Consider the following 16078-nt stretch of genomic DNA (forward strand, 5'->3'; position numbering starts at 1 on the left):
TTAGAGCTTTGTGAAACTTGTCAGCTCCATGGTTACGTTGCCCATCGGGCCAGGAGCAATTTGTTTGATCATGCCTGCAATAGGAACGATGGATGGGTTGATCCATGCCTCTGAAGACTGGTTTTTATCCAAGTCCTTAATGCGGGCGTAAATGCAATCAAAGGTACCAGCAGGCACTGTAATGCGATCTTGCTTGGTCTCTTCGATTTCCGTGTTGCCAGGCTGAGGAGGATTCTGCTTTTGACCATTAACGATCAGCTGCAAAATCTGTCCTGTGTTTTTGTCGATTAGGGCTTCGATCTTCTGCTTGCCCATGAATCCGAGATCCATGTCCTGATCCAGCCAAAATCCATCGGCAACTTCTTCGCGAACACGCATAACAGCCGTGCCCTTAATGAAACCCATGTCGAGATTGTAGTTGGCAACCTCACCGATCTTCCAGGGAAGACCCATGATGCCGACTTCACCCATGATGGTGTCTTGCATCTCGCCAAGGTTAATGATTGGGGTATCGATTGTTTTGGCTTCCGCCTGCAGGCCAGCCATCAAAAGAGCGGCGGCCAAAATCCGTTTGAACATTCCTATCCTCCTTGAGTTAGTAGGAGTATCGAACCACAACTTTCATCCAGATTGCAAGGGGAAGACGTTGGGCTAAAAATCCAAATCCTAGACCTTTGTCTGGTCCAGTACGAACTATCGGGTCTAAGCAAATAAATTTCTTTTACCGATAAACAGGTTGCTACAAATAAGGAGACATCATGAGCCGGACTGCGCACGACGACATCGAAATTTTGGATTTTTCTCAAAACAAACCCCTTCAACTTATTCGCCAGGACCGTTACTACATCGAGGACGAGCCTTGTGAACTACTTGTTGATGGCAAGAGGCTCAAAGTACTGGATTTCTCCGCGTTCGGCATCGCAGTTGACTCCCCAGGTAAACTGCCCAGTGGGTTTGAACAACACGAAACGCAGTTGATCTTCGAGGGTGTCCAGGTTGCCACCCCCCACCTCAAGTTGGTTCGCCATGAAGTACGTGATTCGGGTGACTACAAATTGGCTTTTGAAGTTATTGGTGAACCCATACATGTGGAACGGGTCCAGGCGGTGCGCAGCTCCAGAGAAATCCTGAATGAACATGACCAGCGATTTCGCCAACTTGACGACCTTCCCGAAGAGGCCCGGGTCCTTATCTACCAACTCAAGGATTGGCTGGAGGAGCTGGGCGAACGAGTCAACGCCCTTGCCCAGGGGCGTGATCAGACCGACAGTCGGCGCACATTTGAGTTTGAGAATACTTTGATCCCTATCGTAGGAACTTACATTGGCCAGGAATTTCCAAAACACTATTCTCGCCTGGCGCAACCCTTAAGGGACCTGCCACCTGAGTCTCGTAAGCTGCTGGTGGAGCTCTTTCGCTCAAAGTTGTGCGACATCATTCACCAATCACCCTTTGCCAATCGGGTCTTTAAAAAGCCCCTCGGCTATGCCGGTGATTTTGAGATGATGAATCTCATCTATAAGTCAGAAAACATCGGCGAGTCTCTCTTTGCCCGCTGTCTTCAATATTACAGCGTCCGGGAGCCCGCAGCCCAGGCCGTGCGGAACCGGGCCGATTATTTGACCCATAAACTTTCATCCATTCTGGATACCCGCAAAGATGAGCCCCTTAAGTTCTTGTCTGTTGCCTGCGGGCCCGCTCGGGAGTGGTTTAACATTGTATCTGAAGTTCAACGATTCAACGATCGAAAGTTAAAGGTCGACCTGATTGACCAGGATAGCCGCGCCCTCAAGTACGCCCAGAGGCAAATGAAAGAAATGTCGGCCCACCATCCCAACGCTGTGGACTTTAGCTTTATCCACAAGGCCATCAAGAATGTGATCGCCCGGGGGGTTGAGGGACAATACGACGTCATCTATTGCGCCGGCCTTTTTGATTATCTCTCAGATCCTGTGGCCCAGTTGGCAGCAACACGCCTGTTTGCCTCACTCGCACCCGGTGGAACATTGATCATTGGCAATTTTAACGTCGCCAATCCCAATGAGGTTATCATGGACTTGGCTCTCGACTGGCATTTGATCTATCGCTCGGAGAAGGATTTAAACTCTTTGTTTGGCCATATCGGTGGGGCCCTGGAGATCGAATCGGAAAATTTGGACATTAATCTTTTTTGTGTGATCCGTAAGGAGTGACCAAAGCTGAATGACCTTAATTGACGACCTGCGGAGGCGGGAAAAATTAAGAGAACTAAAGGCCATCTTGGGGGTTATTACTCACAAGATGGTCATTCCGCTTTTTATGGCCTTTTGGCTTTGCGATCTACTTTATGTTCCGGAACTCAAGTGGGAGTTCTTGATAGCCCGTAGTTTGGTGATCCCCCTGAGTCTCCTCACCCGTTGGCGACTTCCAAAATTGCAGACTTTCGCGCCAGCTCAGTGGCTGGCCTTTTTCTATATTATGGGCCTCGGGGCCATCATTAACTTCATGATTATCCGTATTGGCGATTGGAGCACTCCTTACTATGCAGGACTCGGACTTGTCGCGATTGGCTCCCTGTCCTTCGTGCCCTGGAACTGGAAGTTTTTTTCCATGAGCTCCATGGCTATCTTTGGCCCTTATTACATCGGCGCCGCCATGAGCGAACCCTCACCAGAACAGATGCAGCAAATTGGCATCAATAGCTTTTTTATTGTCAGCTTTGTGGTGATCACCCTCTTCCTGCGTTACCTAACTGAGCAACTTCGCCACAAAGAACTAGAGAGCCGACAGAATCTGCGCCAGGAGATCATTTCACGGGGAAAAATCATTGAGGAAAAGACCGCCGAAGCCTTAAAGCTGTCTGAGCTCAGCCGCCAGTTTTCTCCCCAGGTCGTTGAAGCCATTCGGCAGAATCAGGTGACTCTGTCAGAAAAGGTTCATCGATCAAACATATGCGCCATTTTTATCGATATCGTCAATTCAACGGAGCGCGTGACCCGCATCGACAAGGACAGGGTGGACCGGGTGATTTCGCGCTTTATGCAGGACTCCGCCCGCGCCCTTCTTAAGTACGACATTACGATCGATAAATTCCTCGGTGATGGCCTGTTGGCCTTTTCCAATGACCCCGTGGCTTATGATGATTACATTGAGCGAGCCATCCGGGCATCAATGGAAATCCGCGAAAAATTTGCCCGCGATCAAGAGTTTTATGAGCGCAATTGGCTTAGGCCGCTGGAAGTCCGCGTCGGCATTGCATCGGGATTTGCCAACGTTGGCTTTTATGGCAACGAGAAGTACTACCACAGTTACACCGCCATCGGACCGGTCATCAATCTTGCGAGCCGCCTATGTAGCGCCGCCAAACCCAGCCAAATCCTCGTCCCCTATGATGTCGTCGACGCTCTAGAGGGATGCCCTGAATTCAGTTTTGATTTTGTCGGCAAAAGGACCCTCAAGGGTTTTGGTGACGATGTGATTCAAACCTTTGAAGTTCATTCCGCCAGCGAAAGCCATTTGTCGTCACTCGATGCGCTGGACTGCCCGTCGTGCAATCATGTCATGCACATCGATACTAACAATGACGGCATATTTGTATTTAAGTGTCGAAGCTGCGGTCACTCCATCGACAAGATGCCACCCTCAGCCTACACTAATGACTCAAAAAAAGCTGCTTAGGTGGGTGGGGGACTGACCAGCACCTGACGGGGCTTGCTGCCATTTGGCGGACCAACCACGCCTTCAGATTCAAATATTTCAATTAGCCGCGCCGCCCGTGGATAGCCAATACGAAACCGCCGCTGAATCAATGAGGCACTGACTTCCTTGAGGCCTGATACATAGCAAAGAATTTCGTCGTAACGCTCATCATATTCCATGTCGCCACCACCAAGACCTTCACCATTTAGCTCAAAGCCTCCGCCGGTTCCCTCAAGGATTTTCATCGCCAGGGGATCGAAGTCCGGCTCCCCCTGAATTGACCAGTGCTCGGTCAGGCTGGCAATTTCTTCTTCAGTCAAGTAGGCACCATGGTGGCGCTCTGGCTTGGCCACTCCGGGTGCCAAGAACAACATGTCTCCGCGAGTCAGAAGACGTTCGGCACCGCTTTCATCGAGAATAATCCGCGAGTCCATTTTACTTGCAACTTTGAAGCTCACGCGGCCGGGAATGTTTGTTTTAATCAAGCCGGTAACCACGTCTTTACGTGGACTCTGCATAGCCAAAATCAGATGAATTCCACAGGCGCGTGCCATTTGTGCTAGACGGACCACAGCGTTTTCCACATTGGCCTTGTCCACGGCCATCAAGTCACCAAATTCTTCCACCACGATGACAATGTAGGGTTGGGGGGTAAAATAATAGTCATCAAGCCGGGCCGCACCCTCAAGTTCAGCATGGTAATTTTCGTGTTCTTCAATATCGCCCTTGGGAAGTTTGCTGACGATCTCGTTAAAACCCTCAAGGCCACGGGCGCCAAACTTGGACATGGATCTATATCGCTTTTCCATTTCACGAATGGCCCACTTAAGCGCAACCACAGCCTTTTGCGGCTCCCGAATAGGTGGCATCAGAAGGTGAGGACAGTGACTAAAGGCCGCTAGATCCACCTGCTTCGGATCGACCAGTATCAAGCGAAGCGTTTTAGGCGAGTGTCTAAACAACAAACCCACAATAAGACTAACAACAAAGACAGACTTTCCTGACCCGGTTGAACCCGCCACCAACATATGGGGCATGCGTCGCAAATCCACCACCTTGGGCTCCCCATCAGCCTGTCTCCCCAGGGCGATCGGCAGCCTCATGTCCTCTTCCCAAAAATCTTCCTGGGTTAAAATGTCTTTCAGATATACTGTCTCTCGATGTTGGTTGGAAGTTTCGATCCCCACCACATCTCGACCGGGAATTGGAGCTATGATACGCACCGACTCACTGCTGAGGGCCAGGGACAGGTCATCTGCCAGGTCCGTAATCTTGCTGATTTTCACATCGGCTGCCGGCTTGAATTCGAACATAGTAATCGCTGGGCCTGGTTTGATCCCCACCACCGAACCGCGAACAGAAAACTGGGCCAGCTTGTCCACGAGAATCTTGGCCTTGGCCTTCACCTCTCTTTCATCTACCGATGATTCAGAAGATGGTGGGTCCTCCAAAAGCGAAACTTTTGGCAGCTCCCAATTTTCGATTCGTTCGACCTTCTTGATCCGTGCCTTCTTCTTGCCACCCGCTGCCGTGGATTTCTTTTTACGTACCAAAAACCCACTGAGTGTTGGCCCCGAATCTTCCTCCGGAGCCGCATCGAAGTCCCCATCTTCATCATAGGATTCCTCCTCATCGACGGAAAGAAAGCGTCCACCACTGTCAGGGGTTTCTCGTCCTCGCAGCGAAAACCTTGCCCCCCTCGGACCGCCTGCAGCTGCCGTTTGATAGGCATGAACCGGAATTTCTGCACTCTCTCGGGCCTGGGCCAGCTTGCTCTTAAACCACTCAAAGGCGCGGACAACCCAGCCTCCCTCACCGACCAAGTGGTCGGCTCCCCCCTTAGCAATCGCGATTGGTGAACGAAGAAGATCCGAAACTGTTCTCTCCGTGTAAAAGACCATAAGAACTGCCGCCGCCGTCCACAGGATGACTGCGACCCCAGCAAAATTGAATACCCTGACCAAACCTTTTGAGACGACAAGTCCCATCACCCCACCGGACGGAACCTGCTGGGCAAAGAGCCGCGCTTCAGGGAAGTAAAGAGCAATCAAAGAACAACTGGTAACAAAGAGCAGAAGCGCCCAGAGCCAACGAAGTTTACCACTATAGGACTCGCGACCAAGAAAACTCATTGCAGCCTTGCGAAATGCCGCGATCACCAGAATCCAGGATGAGATACCCAACAACTGATAGAGGATGTCTGCGAGAAACGAACCAAAGTACCCGCAGTAGTTTGCAACTTTAATGCTTCGACCAATGGAATTGAAGGAGGGGTCCGTTGGATGGTAGCTCATCAACGACAGAGCCAAAAATAGGCCCAGGGCCAACCAGATGAGGCCCACGATATCACGCCGAAACTTTCTGAATAGGTGATTCATTACAATAGCTTAAGCGACATATTTCAGAAGAGCCAGTCTGGATTTGACTTTTACTACAAAGAGTTTGATGAGTGGAGACACCTTCTGGGCCCGAACCCCGAGTCGCACTATTCTTTTGTCTAGCAAGATGACCAGGAAAGCCGTAATGGAGCAGATCAAAATCAATGAAATCTTTTACTCCATCCAGGGGGAGTCAAGCTGGGCCGGATTCCCCACTGTTTTTATCCGCACCTCTGGATGCCATTTGCGCTGCACTTATTGCGATACCAAATACGCGTACGAAAAAGGTGACATGATGAGCCTGGATGAGATTCTAAGCCAGGTTGCTCGTTTCAACTCCAGGTATGTGTGCATAACAGGTGGAGAGCCCCTGCTTCAAGACAATGCATATCCCCTTATGAAGACCTTATGCGACCAGAATTATCATGTTTCCCTCGAAACAAGTGGCGACATTGATTGTTCCAAGGTTGATCCGCGGGTTAAAAAAATCATTGATGTCAAAACGCCGGACAGTGGCGAACCAAATGCCTTCTCGACTGAAAATTTGAAATTCGCCGATGATGTCAATACGGAATTCAAATTTATCATTTGCTCCGCCGCCGATTTTGATTGGGCCGAGAACTTTGTCCGCGAACACGATTTAAATAAGAATTCAGCCGTTTTATACAGCCCATCATACGGAGATATTTCGGAAAAATGGCTTGCAAAAAAGATTCTTTCTGAAAACTCACCTGCGCGGTTGCAATTGCAATTACATAAGTATATTTGGAATCCGGACACACGGGGAGTATAAGCGGTCGCGTGGGTCTTAAGGTGGTTAATGGGGCTTTTTTGCAAGGGGGGTGAGATTCGCATGGCACCGAATCTCAATAATTCAAATCATCTATTTGTCGCCAATCTTCAATCCGTCAGCTTGGAAAAATTGGTCAAAAGCAAATTGGAAGTGTTTTTTGCCCAGCAGCGTGACGCACAAATTGAACTCAATGATTTCTACAAAATCTACCTAGAGCAGGTGGAAAAACCATTGTTGGAAGAGGCGCTGCGCGCCAACTCTGGTAATCAGGTTAAGACTGCCAAGATGCTCGGTATCAATCGCAACACTCTGAAGAAAAAGATTGATACCTACAGGATTCGGATTAGAAATATCAAACACGCAGAAGCATAGTCATGGGCACCAGCGGGTGCTTCCTCGACATTCAACTTTGATAAGACCCGCGCTCTTTGCGTCTTAGGAAATGTTTTTCCTGGACTACGTTCAGACCAATTTAGCAACTAAGATCGACACAGGTCTCCTGATGTCATGGCATCAACATTTGATTGAGGTTCTACTATGATGGACAAGAAAGTCCCGCCGCAAAACATGGATGCCGAGAAGTCAATTCTCGGTGGTTTGTTAGCAGACCCTGAAGCCTGGGATGAGATTGCAGATCAAATTTCTGAGGAGGATTTTTACAAGCCGGCTCACCGCAAGGTCTTTGCCGCTATTCGTGAGCTGGGCAGGAGAAACCTGCCGGCTGACCTTGTGACCGTGGGCAATTGGCTCATGGAGAAGGGTGAGCTGGAGGCAATTGGGGGCTCGCCCTATTTGGTTGAACTTTTTGAGGCGACTCCGACCACAGCTAATATCACTTATTGGTGCAAGATCGTTCGCGAGAAGGCCCTTTTGCGCAAAGTCATTCACTCGAGCCAGGGCTTTATTGAGAAGGCCTACGATCAGGATTTTGAGGATATTGAGGGTTTCTTAAGTGGAGTCGAATCCGAAGTCTTTGCTCTGGCGGAAAAGAAGCAGGCAAGTGGCCTGGTTGCCGCTAACGACATCGTGAAAGCCAGTCTGGAAAAGCTGGAAGAGCTCTATGCCCAAAAGCTCTCCGTCACTGGGGTTTCCAGTGGGTGGCCCGACTTGGACAATTTGACCAGCGGATTTCAGCCTGGGGAATTGATTATTATTGCTGCGCGCCCCTCTATGGGTAAGACCGCTTTGTGCCTGAACGTGGCCTCCCATGCCGCCCTGACCGACAAAAAGAAGGTGGCTTTCTTCTCCGTGGAAATGGGGAAGGAGTCCGTCATGCTGAGGATGCTGGCAAGTGCGGCCCGTATCTCTTTGAGCGATTTACGGGTGGCTCATATTTCTGATTCGGCTTGGCCAAAGCTGATTAATGCCGCCGCCACCCTCAGTGATTCAGGCCTCTATATTGACGATACTTCCGGGGTCAGCCCATATGAGATTCTTGCCAAATGCCGCCGCCTAAAGGCGAAAGATGGCCTGGATATGATCATCGTCGACTACCTTCAGCTCATGAGCCTCAAGCAACGGGTAGAGAGCCGAGAGCGTGAAGTCTCTGAGATTTCTAAAATGCTCAAGGCCATTGCCAAGGAACTCAAGGTGCCGGTGATAGCCCTTGCCCAGCTCAACCGTGGGGTAGAAGGTCGACAAAACCGGCGACCCATGCTTTCAGACTTGCGGGAGTCCGGCTCCATTGAACAGGATGCTGACGTGATCATGATGATCTACCGCGAAGATTACTATGAAAAAGACAATCCCGACATTCGGGGTATTGCCGAAATCATCATCGGCAAACAGCGTAACGGACCAACTGACACCGTAAAGTTACTGTGGAAACCAGAGTTTGGTCAGTTCAAAAGCTTTGAAGAACAACAGCGAGGCCCAAACCCTCCCCCTCCGGAAAGTCCTAGCCCTGGCGGCTATAGAAGAGGAAACCCTGACAGCGGACAGTCGGGGGCCTCGTCCGGAGGACCCTCAAAACCCCGGAACTTTGCTCCTGGAGCGGAAATCTGAGGATCTCCCTAGCTTTGTGTCCAGAAGTCAGGGCATTTGCCCTGGCTCTCTTGATGTCGCTTTAACCGCCTGATCTAATTGTTTTGTCGTTACTTATGAAGTCTCAAGGAATTGGCCAAGGACGGCCAAAAAATCCCAAGGAGGGGAGACCTATGAGGGGAGCCGAACTTCTAAACGTGGTAGCGGAAGCAACAGGACTACCTCAATCACTCATTGTTAATGAAATTCATCGGTTGGCTGTGAAATCCGGTATGAGCGTCGAAACTCTGACTTTGGACGACCTGCGAGACCTCCTAGCGGAGTACCTACAGGACGTCTTGATTACCGCAAAGTCCCACTACAGCCCCTACCCTTAGGGGCTGCGCCGTGCTTTCCGGGCCCTAGCAAGTTCCAATTCCTGAGCAATTACTGCTCTTCACGCTCAACACTGATGGAGATCTCAGCTTCCAAACCATCACCAAGCTTTACTGTAGCTTTGTGTTGTCCCAAAACCTTGATCACGTCGTCCATGTGAATGTCCCGTTTATCGATGACAAATCCCTGCTTTTCCAGCTCAGCAGAAATATCCGCAGGAGTCACACTTCCGAACAGCTTTTCCGTCTCACCTGCAACACGCTTAAAGGTGACAGAAACACCACTTAAGCTGGACACAACAGCCTGCCGATCACTCATCGCTTTCTTGGCTTTGATTGCAGCAACCTTTTTCAGGTGATTCCATTCTTTTTCACGCTTTTCAGTGGCCTCAACCGCCAAGCGCCGAGGAAACAGGAAGTTACGGGCAAAACCAGTTTTCACAGAAACCAGGTCTCCCACCTTTCCCAAGTCCTTTACATCTTTTTGCAAGATCACTTTCATAACTTACTCCGTCTCTCAAAGAGTCTTTTTAATTTGCGTCATTTTCTTTTTTAAACGATGCCGAAAATCCATCCAGTAATCGATGATGCCTATCACGCTCACCATCAAAAATAGTTGAATAACCATCAACACCAGCCATAGCGTCCGCCAAAAGGGGGACATCTTCATCCAGTCAAAGATGTAAATCACCACGGCCATGCCCTGAAAGAAATAAAGCAGAACACAGATGTTAAGCAGGTTCATCGACAGAACCTGAATCCACTTATATTCCGTCTGGACAAAGCTTCCCAATAAGGAGGCTATGGTAATCCACACAAAAACATCGGGCAGCCTAAACTCCTTCAAATACTGAAGGGAGGTTCCCTTTTCGAGTCCCGCCCATTCCTTGAGTCGAGGCTCCATCACCAGTAGCAGAGCCAGAGCCACCATCATCAGCACAACAAAACCCGAAGGCGCCTGCAGGAGTAAATCCTCCACGCTGACTTTTAAGCCGCCATTCAACAAGGGTGATTGGCCAAAACTCTTTTGGATTGATTCAACCAGGTGGCCATGCCAGCCCTGCCCTTGTCGAACCACCCACATTCCAAAACCAACTCCACCCATCATCGTCGTCAGGGACAGAGCCACAGCCCCACTCGAAAGCGGCGACCATTTATTTTCAAGGAGCTCGCTGTAAAATCCCACCAGCATTGCCAGCAAAACGAACAACAGAGCCAGGGCCTTCCAGCCAAATCCAAACAGCACCAGACCTATACCGACAACCGACACCCAGTAAAGGCCTCTGCCCATCACCAATCGCAAGATCCGGAGCGGAGGAGCCCCGAGGACAACTGTGATCGTTGTCATTACCAAAGCCCAAAGGGCCAGGAAAGAGGATCTAAAAACCACCCTCCTAGATAGAGACAAGTCTCCTCCTCACCTCACTTACTTGCGAGGTCCAAATAAAATTCGGCCTTAGTTTCTGTCTCTGCGAGCAGCGGAAGCCGCCTTGCGGGCTTGAATCTTCGCTTCACGCTCTTTTTCACGATTAGCTGTCTCTTGCAGAGCCGCACGATAACGCTCAAGATATTTTGTTAGGCTCTCACGATCATCCAGGCGCGTATGCATAAAACGCAGAACTTTGTCGTTAATACGCATTGTTCTTTCCAACTCAGATACCACGTCCCCTTTAGCTTCAAACGTAGAGTGGAAGTAAATGCCAAGAGTGGTCTTGTTAATCGGGTTCGCAAGACGACGCTTGCCCCACGTGTCCAAGTGATTGATGCTGCCACCAAAATTCTTAATTGTTTCAGAGTTCTTCTTCATGATGGCCTTTTGATCAGCCTCAGTCGCATCTGGGTGAAGAATAACAACGGCTTCATATTTACGCAGGGTATTTTGAGATGTTTCCATCAGGATCCTTTCGGTTTCGGCCCCCATCGGAGCAAGGATTTACAGGTTTTTAAAAACTGCCCATGTGTATCATGGTTGCCGCCAGACGACAAGAGTCCGGATCAATGTCTCCGGCCTCAACGGAAGGCGGGCTGGGCGCCGTTTTTCGTAGTAGTTCTAGATATTTGGAGTATAATTGGGGTATGAAGCTGGCTTTGGTGGTACTTCAGGGCCCGGTGGCGGGCAAAAAATTCGTCCTCAGATCCGGGCAGATCATTGGCCGTCTGGACGGCGACATCATCTTGCAGGACCCGAAGGTATCGGGAAAACATGCGATTGTGGAGGAGGGTCAGGGAGGAGAGCTCGTGCTCGTCGACCTTGGATCTACCAACGGCATCAAACTCAATGGCCAAAGGGTGCATACTGTAACTCTCAACCCAGGGCTTAAGCTTCAATTAGGTCGCTCCCTCGTCGAAATTATCCCCTACGCCGAAAAGGGGGATATCGTCGATAGCCGGGAGCAATTCAGAGACGCTCGTAAAGCCCCTCGCCCTAAAGTGGAGCCCGCTGCGGAAGAGCCCATCTACAAGAACTTGAATAAAAAGGAGCCCCAACCCGAGCTCGAACCGCTCACCTGGACCGAAATCCTCTATGAACACCTGGGTTCCAAACGTCGAAAAATCAAGGACCGTCCAAAAGTGGTGGCCCCATTTACTCCCCCCATAACCTTGACCTTTTTAAGAGGCTTACAGTTTGAGACTTCATGGGTGCTGGGTTATGGGCCTCGAAAGATCGGCGCCAAATCCATCGATCTCCCCATTTGGGAGGCACAAGCCCCCGATGTTTGTTTTGAAATAATGCCAACTCCTCAGGGACCTGGGTTTAAAACCTCAAACTCTGGTATGGTCCTTCTCAATGATAAATCGACGCCCGCTGCGACCTTGAAATCGGGTGACTTGATCTCTATATTTGATTGCCTGATTGAAGTGGGATTCGATGAAGCGAGTGAGTAAAAATACCGGATATTTTAAGAGCTTTGATGGCACCCGGCTCTACTATGAAGTTCGTGGAACGGGGAAGCCCCTGGTTCTCTGCTATGGAATCGGTTGCCTAATCAATCATTGGCAACAGCAGCTGAAGTACTTCTCCTCTCGCTACAAGGTGATCACCTTTGACTACCGCGCTCACCACCTGTCGGAGGTCCCACAGGACAGAGCCCATCTAAATGTGGATAGCATCGCTCGTGACGTGCGTTGCCTACTGGACCACCTTGAGATTGAAAAGGCCAGCCTGTGGGGCCATAGCTTTGGAGCCCAGGTTATTACTCGAACCTATGACATGTATCCCGAGTCTGTTGCCAATCTTGTTTTTATCAATGGCTTTGTATCCGATCCAATTAAGGGAATGTTCGGCAACGAAATGGCTAGCTCATTCTTTAACGTTTTTAAGTCGGGCTACAAAACCTTACCGGAAACCCTTTCCTACCTGTGGAAAAAAGCCGTTACCAATCCTCTTGCCATTCAGTTTACGGCCCTTACCGGTGGTTTCAACCTCAGCCTGACCAGCCTTAAGGATGTGGAGATTTACGCCCGCGGCGTTGCCTCTATGGATTTGGATTCCTTCATCACCTTATTTGAGTCGATGATGAAGTTTGATGGTCGGCCGGTGCTGGAGAGAATCGAAGTCCCGGTATTGATAATTGCTGGAAGCAAAGACTCCGTAACTCCTCTTCGGTTTCAAGAGGAGATGAATAAAAGAATCCGCAATAGTCACCTGTTAGTGGTCCCCTACGGATCCCACTGTACACTTCTGGATATGCCTGAATTCGTAAATCTACGGATTGAAAAATTCCTCAAGGAAAACACATATTAAAAAAGCGGACCTTTAAGGTCCGCTTTTTGTGAATTCGATGGAGTGAAGCATAGCCGTTAACGGTAGGCAACTGCCTCAATATCGAAGCCGTACTTACTAACACTGCCGTCAGAAGTCATGGTGATCACCATTGTGTCGCCATCAACAGACGGCGAGAAGGTTTCATCACGCGCTCCAGACCACACGCCGACCACATTGCCGGCGGCATCTTTGAAGGTCACCTTGTCATAACCTCTCTCGGTATCAAACTTCAGGAAATAGACGGCAATCTTGGTCGCACCAGGAACGGTGACGGTCCAGGACTGGCTGAAGTTGTCTGTGTATGGGTGAGGTGAAGAGAGCTGATAACTCTCCTGTGCCCAGTTAAAGGGGTCTTCCTGGTCAGGAGGAGGCGTGGTGTTTGTCAAGGCATGGTAGGCATTGGTCATTCCGGCAACGGTCTTTCCACGTAGTCCGCCGATTGGCTTAGCAGTAGCAATTAATCGCTCTTTTAATTGCACAGGTGTTAAGGCCTCATGGGACAACAGTAGAGCCGCCACTCCTGAAACGTGAGGTGTCGCCATCGAGGTACCAGACCAGGACTGGTACCCGGTCGGAGTGGTGCTCAGCACGTTCACACCAGGAGCTCCCACATCGACAGTGGTTTTACCGTAGTTGGAGAAGCCTGCCAGCTGTCCTTGGTTGTCGACCGCGGCCACCGACAAGACGTTGTCGACGTTGTAAGTTGCAGGATAAGTCGGGTTGACGTCGTTGTTCATCGAGCTATTACCGGCTGCTGCAATAAAGATAATTCCGGCATCGTTCGCGCGCTGAATGGACTCTTCAAGAGCACGACTGTAACCGCCGCCGCCCCAGGAGTTGCTCATAATATTGGCGCCCATTTGGGTCGCATAATCGATAGAGGCAATGGCGTCATCCAGACTGCCACCACCTTGAGCGGTCAGGAACTTAACGCCCATGATGCTCACGTCCCAAGCCACGCCAACCAGACCCTGACCGTCGTTTCCTTTCGCGCCGATTGTACCCGAAGTGTGGGAGCCGTGACCATGGTCATCCATGGGGTCGCCGTCTTTGTTCGCAAAGTCATATCCATATATGTCGTCGACAAAGCCGTTGTTATCGTCGTCAACACCAGGAGTTCCGTTGAGCTCAGCTGTGTTTTTCCACATATTGGGTGCGAGCTCGGCGATATTGTAGCCAACACCGGTATCGATCACAGCAACAACAATGTTTTTTGAACCAGTAGAAATGTCCCAGGCCCTTTCTGCATCAACGTCCATTGTAGCAACGCCTTGGCTTCCACTGGAGTCGGCTTGACCGGAATTGATGAGACCCCAAAGTTCAGAAAGCTTTGGATCATTTGGAACCGCATCTATCGTATATATATAGTTGGGCTCAGCGTACTCCACGAGAGGATTCTCAGAGACATTGCTGATAACGTAATCAGCACGCTCTAGGGTTTCCCGCTTAAGTAGAACTGTGTTGGATTGTTTGGAAATGTGGCGAACCACTTCTCCGCCCATAATTTTCGATAACTGACTCAGGGGCAAATGGGTTGCCTTATCTGACTTCAGCTTTACAACATACTCACCAGGAACTGCCGGGTGTTCCGTACTTGCCAGCGCAACTGACCCCATAACGAGGGTTGCCGCCAGCAGAATTCCCTTTCTGCCAAAATATCTTCCTTGATTGGGCATTGAGACCTCCGCAAAATTTTGTTGAGGAAGAGCCTTCCATCCTGGAAAGGTGCCAATTCCTTTGGCAATTCCACCTCTGGTATTCAGTTCCAAAATGGTACCAACAAAGGGAATGACCACGAACGAAGATTTCTCTTGTGCGGAGTGAATTGGACTAAGGTGAAGTCGGCGGGGGCTTTAGCCCTGGAAATCACCCGGTTTTCTTTGAATCATCAAAGTTAAAGGACAATTGCTCGAATTTTTTAGGCTCTGGTTGAGCCTCTTTGGCCGAATCACTTGGCGAAGGCTGAGGAAGTTTTGTCGGCGCTTGTTCCATGCGATTGGCCTGCTGGATCAGGTGGCGAACAAAGGCCTTTTGGGTCCCCAGTGGGGAGTCGGGATTGAATCCAAGTTCTTTGAGCAATTCTCCAATGTGCCGCATGGCGTTCTCCTGATCTTTCTTTTCGGAGTTTGATGCGGTTCACTGAAGCTGATTCACGATGTTGTCGTCGGGGAAGATCTCACACAACCACTGACTCAAATCGAGGTATGTTCGGTTAATGAAGTCTTTTTTTGTGGATAAACTTGTGGGAAATGCTATGTGTTGTGGATAAGTCAGTGGATCAATGTCGATTACTTCCTAATAATCGGGTCTGACTCAATAAGTTATCCTAAATAGAGGTATGGCAAATATCAGCGTTCCAAAATGGACGCACGGAGGAATTCCCGATTCAAAATCGCGATATGCTCCAAGCTGATTTCTTTTGGGCAAGCCGCCGAACAAGCTCCTGTGTTGGTGCATCCACCAAAGCCCTCCGTATCCATTTGGCGAACCATAGCAAGCGCGCGCTTGTTCCTTTCCGCCTCTCCCTGAGGCAGTAGGGCCAAATGAGCCACCTTAGCCGATACAAATAGACTCGCAGAGGCATTCTTACAGGCAGCTACACAAGCCCCACAACCGATGCAGGCTGCCGCCTGGAAGGCCCGGTCTGCATCTTCTTTGCCCACAGGAAGACAGTTGGCGTCTTGAGCTGTGCCGGTTGCCGCCGACACAAATCCACCGGACTGAATCACTCGGTCCAGCGAACTGCGATCCACAACCAAATCCCTCACCACGGGGAAGGCCCCAGCGCGAAAGGGCTCAATAGTAATTGTGTCCCCATCTTTAAAACGCCTCATATGAAGCTGACAGGTGGTAATGGCTCCGTCGGGTCCATGGGGATTGCCATTAATAACCAGGGAACACATGCCACAAATGCCTTCGCGACAGTCGTGATCGAATTCAACCGGGTCTTCACCCTTTTTTACTAGTTCTTCATTCACCACATCCAGCATTTCCAAAAAGGAGGCCTCTGAAGAAACATCCTTAATGTCGTACTCCATAAAGAAGCCCTTTTCCTTAGGACTCTTTTGCCGCCAGATCTTTAGTTTAAGATTCATTGTCGTTTGTG

At 49.9% G+C, this 16078-nt stretch carries 16 protein-coding genes; 8 read left to right on the forward strand and 8 right to left on the reverse strand.

All coding sequences use genetic code 11. The features are described from left to right. Positions 1-471, reverse strand: a complete 471-nt coding sequence (locus H6624_13815; GenBank protein MCB9085417.1) for a hypothetical protein — start codon at positions 469-471, stop codon at positions 1-3. 287 nt (positions 472-758) lie between these two features. Between H6624_13815 and H6624_13820 the strand changes: the two genes are divergently transcribed. Together H6624_13820 and H6624_13825 are read left to right on the forward strand one after the other, a co-directional pair. Continuing rightward, on the forward strand, positions 759-2192 hold the full coding sequence (locus H6624_13820; GenBank protein MCB9085418.1) for a class I SAM-dependent methyltransferase: 1434 nt from the start codon (positions 759-761) through the stop codon (positions 2190-2192). Between the two features lie 10 nt (positions 2193-2202). After that, a complete protein-coding gene (locus tag H6624_13825; GenBank protein ID MCB9085419.1) occupies positions 2203-3657 on the forward strand; it encodes an adenylate/guanylate cyclase domain-containing protein in 1455 nt (484 codons plus the stop codon). Here the strand turns inward: H6624_13825 and H6624_13830 are convergent. Then, a complete protein-coding gene (locus H6624_13830; GenBank protein MCB9085420.1) occupies positions 3654-6056 on the reverse strand; it encodes a DNA translocase FtsK 4TM domain-containing protein in 2403 nt (800 codons plus the stop codon). The genes H6624_13825 and H6624_13830 overlap by 4 nt on opposite strands. Before the next feature lie 127 nt (positions 6057-6183). Here H6624_13830 and H6624_13835 point away from each other — a divergent pair, with 127 nt between their 5' ends. From H6624_13835 to H6624_13850, 4 genes are all read left to right on the forward strand, one after another. After that, positions 6184-6849 (forward strand): radical SAM protein, encoded by a 666-nt coding sequence (locus H6624_13835; GenBank protein MCB9085421.1) that lies wholly within the window; start codon positions 6184-6186, stop codon positions 6847-6849. A gap of 60 nt (positions 6850-6909) precedes the next feature. After that, positions 6910-7221, forward strand: coding sequence for a site-specific DNA inversion stimulation factor (locus tag H6624_13840; GenBank protein ID MCB9085422.1), 312 nt, complete (start codon positions 6910-6912; stop codon positions 7219-7221). A gap of 168 nt (positions 7222-7389) precedes the next feature. Then, a complete protein-coding gene (gene dnaB, locus H6624_13845; protein ID MCB9085423.1) occupies positions 7390-8853 on the forward strand; it encodes a replicative DNA helicase in 1464 nt (487 codons plus the stop codon). A 152-nt stretch (positions 8854-9005) separates the two neighbouring features. Continuing rightward, a complete protein-coding gene (locus H6624_13850; protein ID MCB9085424.1) occupies positions 9006-9209 on the forward strand; it encodes a hypothetical protein in 204 nt (67 codons plus the stop codon). A gap of 49 nt (positions 9210-9258) precedes the next feature. Here the strand turns inward: H6624_13850 and H6624_13855 are convergent, their stop codons facing one another. From H6624_13855 to rpsF, 3 genes are all read right to left on the reverse strand, one after another. Continuing rightward, a complete protein-coding gene (locus H6624_13855) occupies positions 9259-9708 on the reverse strand; it encodes a 50S ribosomal protein L9 (protein ID MCB9085425.1) in 450 nt (149 codons plus the stop codon). 15 nt (positions 9709-9723) lie between these two features. Continuing rightward, entirely contained in the window at positions 9724-10554 is an 831-nt protein-coding gene (locus tag H6624_13860) for a DUF2232 domain-containing protein (protein ID MCB9085426.1), read from the reverse strand. Positions 10555-10662: 108 nt separating this feature from the next. Beyond that, complete coding sequence (gene rpsF / locus H6624_13865) at positions 10663-11100, reverse strand: 30S ribosomal protein S6 (protein ID MCB9085427.1); 438 nt, start codon at positions 11098-11100, stop codon at positions 10663-10665. A gap of 182 nt (positions 11101-11282) precedes the next feature. Between rpsF and H6624_13870 the strand changes: the two genes are divergently transcribed. Continuing rightward, positions 11283-12092: an FHA domain-containing protein gene (locus H6624_13870; protein ID MCB9085428.1), complete on the forward strand. Its 810-nt coding sequence runs from the start codon at positions 11283-11285 to the stop codon at positions 12090-12092. Beyond that, positions 12076-12951: an alpha/beta hydrolase gene (locus H6624_13875; protein MCB9085429.1), complete on the forward strand. Its 876-nt coding sequence runs from the start codon at positions 12076-12078 to the stop codon at positions 12949-12951. Before H6624_13870 ends, H6624_13875 begins: the two co-directional genes overlap by 17 nt. A 56-nt stretch (positions 12952-13007) precedes the next feature. Here H6624_13875 and H6624_13880 read toward each other — a convergent pair whose 3' ends face one another. From H6624_13880 to H6624_13890, 3 genes are all read right to left on the reverse strand, one after another. After that, positions 13008-14648 carry a S8 family serine peptidase gene (locus H6624_13880; GenBank protein MCB9085430.1) on the reverse strand — a complete coding sequence of 547 codons (1641 nt, stop codon included), beginning with the start codon at positions 14646-14648 and terminating at the stop codon, positions 13008-13010. Positions 14649-14838: 190 nt separating this feature from the next. Further along, positions 14839-15069 (reverse strand): hypothetical protein, encoded by a 231-nt coding sequence (locus tag H6624_13885; GenBank protein MCB9085431.1) that lies wholly within the window; start codon positions 15067-15069, stop codon positions 14839-14841. A gap of 251 nt (positions 15070-15320) precedes the next feature. Continuing rightward, on the reverse strand, positions 15321-16067 hold the full coding sequence (locus H6624_13890; GenBank protein MCB9085432.1) for a succinate dehydrogenase/fumarate reductase iron-sulfur subunit: 747 nt from the start codon (positions 16065-16067) through the stop codon (positions 15321-15323). Positions 16068-16078: the final 11 nt, after the last annotated feature.

Source organism: Pseudobdellovibrionaceae bacterium, from assembly GCA_020635075.1.
Taxonomy (GTDB): Bacteria; Bdellovibrionota; Bdellovibrionia; order Bdellovibrionales; family UBA1609; genus JADZEO01.